Here is a 10,159-nt window from a genome sequence, read left to right on the forward strand (position 1 = left end):
ACAGCATCAAGTGCACCGCACCGTGCCACAAGCCCAATCGTGTTAACGGCTTGTGGCGGTGTCGGTCGACTTACTTGAGCATGTATTTGTCGATCAGCTTGTGCATGCCACGGTTGTAGGGCGGCAGGATGTACTTGGTGGCGTTCATCTTGCCCTTCTTGTAAATGCCCTTGGTCTTGGAGAAGGTGATGAAGCCTTCCGGCCCGTGGTAGGCACCCATGCCGGAAGCCCCGATGCCGCCGAACGGGATGTCATCCACGCCCACATGGGAAATGGTGTCGTTGAGGCAGACACCGCCGGAATGGGTGTGTTTGAGGATCTTGTCGCAGTTGGCCTGGTTCCAGTCGAAGTAGTACAGGGCCAGCGGACGCGGGCGCTCGTTCACGTAGGCGATGGCGTCGTCCAGGCTCTTGTAGGGCACCACGATCATCAGCGGGCCGAAGATTTCGTCCTGGGCGATCTGCATGTCATCGCTGACATTGAGCACCATGGTGTGCGGGATTTTCTGGCTGCCGGAGAAGTCCTCGTTGGCCGGGTTGATCTCCACCACCTGGGCGCCCTTGTCGCGGGCATCGCTGAGATAACCGCTCAGACGTGAATGCTGACGCTCGTTGACGATGGCGGTGTAGTCCGGGTTGTTGACCATGGTCGGGTAGGACTGCTTGACCTGGTTGCTCCAGGCGTCCACGAATTCCTGCACGCGGTTTTCCGGGCAGAGAATATAGTCCGGTGCCACGCAGGTCTGGCCGGAGTTGAGGCACTTGCCGAAGGCAATGCGCTCGGCGGCGTCTTTCATGGGGAAGTCCTGGCCGATGATGCAGGGGCTCTTGCCGCCCAGCTCCAGGGTCACCGGCGTCAGGTTGGCGGCGGCGGCACGCATCACGTGCTTGCCCACGGCGGTGGAGCCGGTAAACAGCAGGTGATCGAACGGCAGGTGCGAAAAGGCCTGGGCCACGTCCACTTCACCATTGACCACGGCCACCTGATCCTCGGAGAAGGTTTCACCGATGATCTTTTCCAGCAGCGCACCGGTTTCAGAGGTGGCTTCGCTCATCTTGATCATCACCCGGTTGCCGGCGGCCAGGGCGGTGAGCATGGGCACCACGGCCAGCTGGATCGGGTAGTTCCAGGGCACCATGATGCCGACCACGCCCAGCGGCTGGTATTCAACCCAGGTCTTGCCCGGCCATTGCAGGGCACCGACCTTGCGCTTCTGGGGTTTCATCCACTTGCGCAGTTTCTTCATGCTGTACTTGAGGCCTTCCAGGGTGATCACCAGCTCCGCCAGGCGGGTTTCATCGGCGGCCCGGTTGCTGAAGTCCCGGTTGATGGCATCGACGATGGCATCCTTGTTGTTGATCAGCATCGGCTTGATGCGGCCCAGCAGTTCCGTGCGCTGTTCGGCGCTGGGGTACGGCTGCTGGCGGAATGCCGCCTTCTGCACGTCGAAAATGCGCTGCATGCGCTGGATTTCCGGGCTGTTGCTATGGAGTTCTTTGACTTCAGCGACCATGGTATGTCCTCTCCCGATGACAAACAGTGTTGTATGATGGTGGTTAAAATTTCACCTTGAGTCTGATTTTTAGAGTAATTACTCTAGGAGTCAACACGCTGTATAAAAAACACCACATTTGGCCCCATATGACCAGTACAAAAGAGCGCATCCTGGACGCCAGCCTGGAGCTGTTCAATCACCGCGGTGAGCGCAATGTCACCACCAACCACATTGCCGAGGCCCTGGGGATCAGCCCGGGCAATCTCTACTACCACTTTCGCAACAAGAGCATGATCGTGGCGGCCCTGTTCGAGCGCTATCAGCACAATCTGCTGACCTTGCTGGAACAACCCCAGGGGCCCCTGAGCTGGAAGGTGAAGGTCTATTACTTCGAAGGCTTGCTGGCCTCCATGTGGCAGTACCGCTTTTTCCACCGGGACCTGTCTCACCTGCTCAATGCGGACGAGGAGCTGGCGGCGGCCTACCGCCTGTTCGTGGAGCGCGTGGTGGAGAGCGGCCTGGTCATTTATGGCGAGCTGCGCAACAGCGGCATTCTCGAGATGACCGATGACCAGCTGGAAGGGCTGATGGTCAATACCTGGGTGCTGATGTCATCCTGGGCAGCGCTGGTGCATGCCTTGCGCCCGGATGCCACCGCCGATGAAAGCCTGGATGAGAGTCTCATGCGCCACGGCATCTACCAGATCATCTGCCTGGAAGAGCCGTTTCTGCGTGGCGAGGCGCGGGATCATCTTGAACAGATGAAGGCCCGCTACCGCTCCCCGGACAGCAGCCCCACCCTGCTGCTGGTGCAACAGGGCGCGGCCAGTAAAGAAAAAGCGGGATAACCGAACCGGCCCCGGTCTATCGAAACCCGTACCCCTGTACGAAGGCCAGCAGCCGCTGTTCCAGCCAGTAGCGGTTGTCGGCGCCGGCGATAAAGCCCACATGGCCGCCATGCCTGCTCACTTCCAGGGTCACTGCCGGGCCCAGCTCGTCACGGCGCGGCAGGGTGGCCGGTGTCATGAAGGGGTCGTCCCGGTTCTGCAGGATCAGGGTGGGGGTGCGAATCTGTAACAGCCTGGGCCCTGCCGAGCATTCCGCGTAGTAGTGACTGGCACCGCGAAACCCGTAGAGCGGCGCGATGATCTGGTCGTCATAGCGCCAGAAGGAGCGGATGCCGGTCATGTTCAAGCGATACAGCCGTTTGGCTTCAGGCGGATTGACCTGATCCAGGTGTGTTTTCTTGCGCTCGAAACTGCCCAGCAGCTCGTTGATCAGGTGCTTGCGGTAAAGGCGTGACAGCCCCCGGTCCAGGCGATTGGCGCAAATATCCAGGCGCAATGGCGAGCACACCGTGGCTACGCCGGTGAGCCGCCCGCTGTCGCGATGGGCCAGCCAGTTGAGCAGACGGCTGCCGCCCAGCGACACACCAATCGCCAGCCGGTGGCCGGTGGGGTCCTGGTCAAAGACATGCTCGATCACCGCATCCACATCATCGGTTTCCCCGGCGTGGTAACACAGGGCGGTATCGTTGGGCTGTTTGGCGCCGCGGCTGTTGATGGCCACGGAACGAACGCCGGCATCGGCGAAGGTTTTTTGCAGGCCGCGCATGTAATGGGAGTCGCTGCAGCCTGACAGGCCATGTAGCAGGATCACCGTCAGCTGCCCGGGCCGGGCAGCGGGGCCGGCCCAGTCCAGCAGCAGGTAATCACCATCGGCCAGATCCAGCCGTTCCTGCTGGCGTGCCACCTCGGGCAGTTTGCGGCCCAGCGGCCCCCACAGGGTTTGCAGGTGAGGATTGCGCAGCCACAACGGCGGCCGGAAACGGGAAGGGACAATCTCGCCCATGAAAATATCCAGTTAGGGAAGTCGCAGAGATGCCATCTTAGCGATTCGCTCCATGCTTGCCACCGTGTAGCAGTCATATGGCTTCGCGGCAGGTAAGATACAGCGCGAACACCCACATTGCCGGGAGACCCCATGCGCCGCTTCTATGATAACCAGCCCTTCCAGGCCAACCAGCCGCTGGCGCTGGGACCCAACGCCAGCCATCACGTGGGCAAAGTGCTGCGCATGGCAGAGGGCGACGAGCTGGTGGTGTTCAATGGGGAGGGCGGTGAATGGACCGCCCGCATTACCGCCATCAGCAAGAAGGCGGTGGAGGTGGAGCCGCTGCAGTTCCATCATGAGGATCGACAGGCGCCACTGGCGGTGACCGTGGCCCTGCCCATGATCAAGGGCGATCGCATGGACTATGCCATCCAGAAGGCCACGGAACTGGGTGCCGCCCGGATCGTGGTGCTGGATACCGAGCGCTGTGAAGTGCGACTCAAGGGCGAGCGCCAGGACAAGAAGCTGGCCCACTGGCAGCAGGTGATCATCAGTGCCTGTGAACAGTGTGGCCTGAACCGGCCGCCCCAACTGGAGGGCGTGCTGCCCCTGGCCGACTGGCTCCGCCAACCTCTGCCCGCGCTGCGCCTGATCGCCCACCCGGGCGAGCAGCCCTTTGAGCCGGCGACACTCAAGGCGCACATGGCACTGGCCCTGCTGACCGGCCCGGAGGGCGGCTTCAGTGACGACGAGCTGGCCGCCGCCGGCCAGGCCGGCTTTACCCCTTTCGCCCTGGGTAACCGGGTGTTGCGTGCCGAAACCGCGCCGGTGGCCCTGCTGGCCGCCCTGTGGGCCTGGTGTTCATGAGCGTTCTGCGCGCCCCGTTGCTGGCAACCACATTGTTCTTCGTCGGCATCTGGCTGGCCGCCGGCGGCTACGCGTTCACCCCGTTCCTGCTGGCGCTTCTGGCTCTGCTGTCGTTGATCAGTATCGCGCTGTACGGATGGGATAAACGGGCGGCCCGGCGCGGCACTTCACGCACCCCGGAGAAAACCCTGCACCTGTATGCGATGCTGGGTGGCTGGCCCGGTGCCTGGCTGGCCCAGCAGGCTTTTCGCCATAAAACCGTCAAGCCCTCGTTCCGGCGGTGGTTTGTGGTGTGCGTGCTGTTGAATCTGGCCGTGTTGGCCTTTTTGTTGTTTTGCCCATGGAATGAACCCGGTCGGTTGTGGCTGGATCAGAAGGCGCTGCAGTGGTGGCCGGTTGTGCTTCATGCTGCGGGGGCTCTGGCCTGACCCTGGCCGGCGGAAAATATGCGGGAGCGTTGATGCGACAAATCGGTATTGTGATCTACGATCAGGCCGAGGTGCTGGATTTTTCCGGCCCTTATGAAGTGCTGGCCACGGCCGCCCGATTGTGTGAAACACCACCCTGGACGGTGGCGCTGCTCAGTGAACACCGCATGGTGACAGCTCGCGGCGGCCTGGTGGTGCAAAGTCATCATGCGCTGGAGGAGTGGCCGGCACTGGATGTGCTACTGGTTAGCGGTGGCGTGCATACCCGGGCCATGGAAAACCGCCGGTTGCTGGCGGCCATTGCCGATGCCGGGCGTCAGGCACAGTGGGTGACTTCGGTATGTACCGGTGCCTTTCTGCTGGCACGGGCCGGGCTGCTGGATGGGCGCCGTGTCACCACCCACTGGGAAGATGTGGCCGAGCTTCGCCGTGGCTTCCCGGCATTGACGGTGGAAGAAAACCGTCGCTGGGTGGAAGACGGCAATCGCCTGACCTCGGCGGGGATTTCCGCGGGTATCGACATGACCCTGCATCTGGTGGAAACGCTACACAGCCGTGAACTGGCGCAACGTACCGCCAGGCAGATGGACTACCACTGGCAACGCTGAGATCGGGTTATTTCTTTTTGCCTTTTCCCTTGCCCTTTTTCTTGTCCTTGCCTTTGCCCTTGGTTTTTTTCTTGTCTGACTTTTTGTCTTTCTTGTCGGCTTTCTTGTCGGCTTTCTTGTCCTTGTTTTTCTTTTTGCCACCCTCGGACTTTTTCGTTTTACCGGCGGTAGCGGTTTTCTTTTTCTCCGCCGGTTTGGCCGTCGCTTTGGGGGCTGCGGGGGAGGCCTTGGCCGGCGCCGTACTTTCAAAGAGCGCCTCGCCCACGGTACGGAAGCGGCGCAGACAATAGCGAACCTGGCCCAGGCTGAGACCCGCCTGCTCGGCGGCCTGGGCCTGGGTGGCACCCTGGTCCAGGGCAAGCAGCGCTTTGGCCCGCTGACCGTCCGTGGATGACTGTCGGGAAAGCTGCTGGCAGCGTTGTCGCTGGCCGGCGGACAGCAGTGTCTGGTTCATGGTATTCCCCCGCGCAAAGTAGTGGGTTTTCAGGCTTGAAGGGAAACCATAAAAGATGCCTGCATGGCGGGCAAAAAAAGAATTTTGTTGTCAGAAAACTGACACAAAAGGCGGGGATTTTTCGCGTTTCGTACCCTGCTTTGCTCGGACCTCATGGTGGGTCAGGCGCTTTTGTCCAGCGCCTGACGATTACGGCGGGCGTAGGCCCAGTAGGCGCCGGCCAGCAGTAGTGCCAGGGCGATGGGCATTAGCAGGGCATCAAAGCGCCAGGCTGCAAAACCGATGCTGCCGGCGCAGCCGCCGAGAATGAAGCCGCCGATCAGCAGTAGAAACAGGATCAGCCGCCGGCGGTTGATGGGGTGCCGCGCAGGCGATTGCCAAGCATGGTGCCCAGGTCCGTGAAAATGCCGGACAGGTGCGTGGTGCGGATCACCGAGCCACTGTAGGTGGAGACCATGGCGTTCTGCAGGCCACAGGCGGCGGAGGCCAGGTAGTGACCCATGCTGTTGTCATGGCTGAGCAGCAGCATGGCACCGAACAGCAGCGCGGCTTCGATCAGCAGGGAAAAGCCGTAATGGCGCCCCAGTTTGAGGGCGGTGTTGTCGATCAGCACGCCGCTGAGTGCCGCACCCAGCAAAAAACTGAGCAGGATGACCAGCAGGTGCAGGCTGTGGCCGCCATCCAGGCGTACCAGATCCAGGGCAAACAGGGTGGCGGTGCCGGTCAGGTGGGACACCGCCTGATGACTGAAGCCCAGCAGGCCCACCGCGTTGACGCTACCGGCCAGAAAGGCCAGCAGAAAGGCACCAATTTCCACCCAGCGGGGTAATCGTGTCAGCAAAACCGCACCCGATCAGTCAGCAACCGAAAGCGCCAGCATAACAGATGGTGCCAAAGATCAGCGCTGTTGCTGTTCCATCATGTCGGCCTGCAGGATCTCGATCCAGTAGCCGTCCGGGTCCTTGATGAAGGCCAGCCCTTTCATCTTGCCGTCGTCCGGGCGTTTGACGAATTCAACGTCCAGGTTTTCAAAGCGTTCGGCGGCGGCATAGACGTCCGGGACGGTGATGCCGATATGGCCGAAGCCCTGGGGCTGGTCGTTGCCGTTGTGGTAGGAAAAGTCCGGGTCGTTCTCGGTGCCCCAGTTGTGGGTCAGCTCCAGCATGGCCTCGCGGCCGAAGGTGAAGGTCAGCCGTTTGGCATCGTCCGCCGGCACCGTGCCGGCCTCTTCTTCGCTCAGGTAGCCGAGAAAATAGAGACTGAATTGCATGGCCGGGAAGTCGATCTTGCGTACCAGGCGCATGCCCAGCACCCGGGTGTAGAAATCCAGGCTGCGCTTGGGGTCCTTGATGCGCAGCATGGTCTGGTTGAACAGGTATTCCTGGGTCACCGCGTCCGGGTGTTCGAACAGGCCTTCGGCTTTCTCAAAATGACGGGACATGGGGACTCCTGATGCTGTGGGCGAATGGGTGACTCAAACTATTGGGATGGCAAGGCGTGAATGCAAGCCGGCCCGGCGACGGGGTATGGGGAGGAGGGTCCGCTGTCTCTTGATGATGCCAGCCTGCCTGCCGCGAATCCGGCTTGATTCGCGGCAGGCACGGGAGGGTCAGGCCGGGGGCTTTTCCACGGTCTTGATCCACGGTCTTGAGCACTTTCTGCAGGCCGGCCACGGTACCGCCGATGTCGCTGAGGCCCTGGGGCAGCAGCAGGGTGGTGGATTCCTTGGCGACCTTCTCGAAGGCGGCCACATACTGCTCGGCAATACGCAGGCTGACGGCTTCTTCGCCGCCCTCTTCCCGAACCGCCCGGGCGACCATGTTCAGACCCTTGGCGGTGGCCAGGGCAACCAGCTCGATCTGCTGGGCACGCCCTTCCGCTTCGTTGATCTGCTTCATTTTTTCCCCTTCGGAGATGTTGATCATCTCCTGCTTTTCCCCTTCCGAGCGGTTGATGGCCGCCTGGCGGTCCCCCTCGGAGCGGTTGATGGCGGCCTGGCGCTCACCCTCGGATTCGGCCACCACGGCACGGCGTTCACGTTCGGCGCGCACCTGTTTCTCCATGGCATCCTTGATCGACACCGGCAGGTTGATATCCGCCACTTCGTAGCGCAGTACCTTGACGCCCCAGGGCTGGGCCGCCTCGTCCACCGCCTTCACCACTTCCATGTTGATCTCGCTGCGCTCTTCGAAGGTCTTGTCCAGGTCGATCTTGCCGATCACCGAACGCAGGGTGGTCTGGGCCAGCTGCTGGGCGGCCAGCACATAGTCATCCACGCCGTAACTGGCGGCCTTGGGATCGATCACCTGCAGGTACATGACGCCATCGATGGAGACTTCGATGTTGTCCTTGGTGATACAGCTCTGGCGCGGCACGTCACGGACAATTTCCTTGAGGGAATGCCGGTAGGCCACCTTGTCCACAAACGGCATCAGAAAGTGCAGACCCGCATCCAGGGAGGTGTGGTACTTGCCCAGCCGTTCCACCACGTAGACTTCACGCTGGGGCACGATGCGGATGATCTTGAAGAGCAGAATGACAACGCCGACGGCGATGAGTCCGGAGATATAAAGTCCTGCCATGGGAATGCGTCCTTGTTGATGAGCGGGGAGTTCGGTTTAGTGGCTGGCCCAGGGCTCGACGGTGAGCCACAGACCATCGTGTTCAGTGATGCGAACCATCTGTCCTTCGGATAGCGGGTGGCTGCTCTGTGCCTGCCAGCGGGCGCCTCGGTAGAGCACGGTGCCCACGCCATCCTGGAAGGCGCCGGCCACGGTGGCCCGCTGGCCGATAAGGCCGGCACTGTCTTCCGGGCCGTTGGCCTGTTGTTCCTGGCCCATGAAGCGGTCGGCCAGAAAGCGCCGCACGAATACCAGCGACAGCACGCTGAGAATGGCAAACAGGGTCAGTTCCCAGGCGGTGTCATCCAGCAGGCCGAGAAACTTCACCGCCCCGACGATCACCGCCGAGATCCCGAAAAAGATGACCACCAGACCATTGATGGCGAACTCGGCGATCATCAGTGCCAGGCCGGCGATGATCCAGTAACTGTATTCCGGCATTCCAGTGCCCCGTGGTGACTAGTTATTTTGACTGACAAAGATAGCACGGTGGTGACACTGTCGTCGGTAGGAAATCTCGCAAAATGCGGGGGCGGCGAGGGGATCGCCGCCCGCGGGGATCAATGGTGGTGGCCGCCGGGGCCGTGGGCATGTTTGTGGGCCTTTTCCTCGTCGGTGGCATCGCGCACTTCGGTGATATCCAGCACGAAACGCAGGGACTTGCCGGCCAGCGGGTGGTTGGCGTCGATATCCACGGTCTTCAGGCCAATCTTGAGAACGGTGACCATGCGCGGGCCCTCGTCGGTGCTGACGGTGACGGTCTTGCCCGGCATCAGTTTGCCGGCATGCTTGAGGTACTTGCGCGAGATGCGCTGGAACAGCTCCGGATTGTACTCGCCGTAGGCGTCCGCCGGTTCCAGGGTGACATCCACCTGCTCGCCCTCTTCCTTGCCGGCCAGCGCCTTTTCCAGGCCGGCAATGATGTTGTTGGCGCCGTGCAGGTAGGCCATCGGCTCGCCGTCGCGGGAGTCCTCGATCTGGCTGGCGTCGGTGGCGTCGTAAAGGGTGTAGTGCAAGGTGACCACCTTGCCGTTTTCAATGGCCATGTTGTGTCCTCCGGGTTGGCGGCGAATTGTGCGACGCCGCTGGCCCGCAGGCAAGTTCAGCCGCCGGGGAGCATCCGTTTCAGGGTGCTGTCGCGATCCACGAACTGGTGCCAGAGGGCACCGGCCACATGCAGCCCCACCAGGCCCAGCAGCAGGTACCAGAAGACTTCGGTATGCAGAAACTCGATGGCTTCCGCCAGGTCATGGTTGACCGGCGTCAGCTGCGGCACGGTGAACAGGCCGTAGACCTCGATGGGTTTGCCGGCGAACTGGCGCACGGAAAAGCCACCCAGCGGCATGCCGATCACCACCAGGTAGATCAGGCCGTGTACCAGTGAGGACAGCCGCTGCTGCCAGATTGCGCCCAGCGGGACCGGCCGGGGGTGGGTGGTGCGCCAATACAGACGCAGCACCATTAGCAGCAGCACGGTGAGCCCCAGGGAGAAGTGCAGCATTTTCCACCACTCGCGCATGGGGTCGCCCTTGGCATAGAACTCGTGCAACTCAATGGCGCCCCAGACCGCCACCAGCAACAGGGCAATCAGCCAGTGAAGGCCTTTGCTGATCGGGTTCCAGCGTGTCGGGGTCTGTGCATTCATGGGCAGCTCCATCAGGTTTGCAGCAGGCTAGCGAATCAAGCTTAGCGTAACCTTATGGTTGGCTTAAGAGCGTGTTGAAAGAGCCCGCGCTGGTGGCTTTAAAAAGGGTCATCGCGGATTAGGGGGAAATCGGCCTGGTCCAACGTCTGAGGTCGGACATCGGACGCGATAGGCTGAAACTGTAGTGGTCAACTAATACCGGACAGTG

At 61.5% G+C, this 10,159-nt stretch carries 13 protein-coding genes; 4 read left to right on the forward strand and 9 right to left on the reverse strand.

The window, feature by feature from the left end:
• Nucleotides 1-70: 70 nt before the first annotated feature.
• Complete coding sequence (locus A11A3_RS14955; protein WP_008930169.1) at nt 71-1,513, reverse strand: coniferyl aldehyde dehydrogenase; 1,443 nt, start codon at nt 1,511-1,513, stop codon at nt 71-73.
• A 128-nt stretch (nt 1,514-1,641) separates the two neighbouring features.
• Here A11A3_RS14955 and A11A3_RS14960 point away from each other — a divergent pair, with 128 nt between their 5' ends.
• Nucleotides 1,642-2,343 (forward strand): TetR/AcrR family transcriptional regulator, encoded by a 702-nt coding sequence (locus A11A3_RS14960; protein ID WP_008930170.1) that lies wholly within the window; start codon nt 1,642-1,644, stop codon nt 2,341-2,343.
• Nucleotides 2,344-2,359: 16 nt separating this feature from the next.
• Here the strand turns inward: A11A3_RS14960 and A11A3_RS14965 are convergent, their stop codons facing one another.
• On the reverse strand, nt 2,360-3,346 hold the full coding sequence (locus A11A3_RS14965; RefSeq protein WP_008930171.1) for a YheT family hydrolase: 987 nt from the start codon (nt 3,344-3,346) through the stop codon (nt 2,360-2,362).
• Between the two features lie 132 nt (nt 3,347-3,478).
• On the opposite strand from A11A3_RS14965, the gene A11A3_RS14970 reads away from it, so the two are divergent.
• Genes A11A3_RS14970 through A11A3_RS14980 form a run of 3 tightly spaced genes read left to right on the forward strand, consistent with a single transcriptional unit; the run spans nt 3,479 to nt 5,231 of the window.
• Nucleotides 3,479-4,195 carry a 16S rRNA (uracil(1498)-N(3))-methyltransferase gene (locus A11A3_RS14970; protein ID WP_008930172.1) on the forward strand — a complete coding sequence of 239 codons (717 nt, stop codon included), beginning with the start codon at nt 3,479-3,481 and terminating at the stop codon, nt 4,193-4,195.
• A complete protein-coding gene (locus A11A3_RS17570; protein WP_083851782.1) occupies nt 4,192-4,623 on the forward strand; it encodes a DUF1294 domain-containing protein in 432 nt (143 codons plus the stop codon). Before A11A3_RS14970 ends, A11A3_RS17570 begins: the two co-directional genes overlap by 4 nt.
• A gap of 32 nt (nt 4,624-4,655) precedes the next feature.
• Entirely contained in the window at nt 4,656-5,231 is a 576-nt protein-coding gene (locus tag A11A3_RS14980; RefSeq protein WP_008930174.1) for a DJ-1/PfpI family protein, read from the forward strand.
• Nucleotides 5,232-5,238: 7 nt separating this feature from the next.
• Here the strand turns inward: A11A3_RS14980 and A11A3_RS14985 are convergent, their stop codons facing one another.
• The 7 genes from A11A3_RS14985 to A11A3_RS15015 all read right to left on the reverse strand — a co-directional run bounded on the left by A11A3_RS14985 (nt 5,239) and on the right by A11A3_RS15015 (nt 9,951).
• Nucleotides 5,239-5,685: a helix-turn-helix domain-containing protein gene (locus A11A3_RS14985; RefSeq protein ID WP_008930175.1), complete on the reverse strand. Its 447-nt coding sequence runs from the start codon at nt 5,683-5,685 to the stop codon at nt 5,239-5,241.
• A 337-nt stretch (nt 5,686-6,022) separates the two neighbouring features.
• A complete protein-coding gene (locus A11A3_RS14990; RefSeq protein WP_008930176.1) occupies nt 6,023-6,526 on the reverse strand; it encodes a YoaK family protein in 504 nt (167 codons plus the stop codon).
• A gap of 57 nt (nt 6,527-6,583) precedes the next feature.
• Entirely contained in the window at nt 6,584-7,126 is a 543-nt protein-coding gene (gene gloA, locus A11A3_RS14995) for a lactoylglutathione lyase (RefSeq protein ID WP_008930177.1), read from the reverse strand.
• Nucleotides 7,110-8,267, reverse strand: coding sequence for an SPFH domain-containing protein (locus A11A3_RS15000; RefSeq protein ID WP_008930178.1), 1,158 nt, complete (start codon nt 8,265-8,267; stop codon nt 7,110-7,112). Before A11A3_RS15000 ends, gloA begins: the two co-directional genes overlap by 17 nt.
• A 36-nt stretch (nt 8,268-8,303) precedes the next feature.
• The gene (locus A11A3_RS15005) at nt 8,304-8,747 is read right to left on the reverse strand and encodes an NfeD family protein (protein WP_008930179.1); all 444 of its coding nucleotides are present in this window, start codon (nt 8,745-8,747) and stop codon (nt 8,304-8,306) included.
• Nucleotides 8,748-8,866: 119 nt separating this feature from the next.
• Nucleotides 8,867-9,352 (reverse strand): FKBP-type peptidyl-prolyl cis-trans isomerase, encoded by a 486-nt coding sequence (locus A11A3_RS15010; RefSeq protein WP_008930180.1) that lies wholly within the window; start codon nt 9,350-9,352, stop codon nt 8,867-8,869.
• Nucleotides 9,353-9,408: 56 nt separating this feature from the next.
• Nucleotides 9,409-9,951: a cytochrome b gene (locus A11A3_RS15015; protein ID WP_008930181.1), complete on the reverse strand. Its 543-nt coding sequence runs from the start codon at nt 9,949-9,951 to the stop codon at nt 9,409-9,411.
• Nucleotides 9,952-10,159 lie beyond the last annotated feature (208 nt).

This window comes from Alcanivorax hongdengensis A-11-3 (assembly GCF_000300995.1).
Lineage (GTDB): Bacteria > Pseudomonadota > Gammaproteobacteria > Pseudomonadales > Alcanivoracaceae > Alcanivorax > Alcanivorax hongdengensis.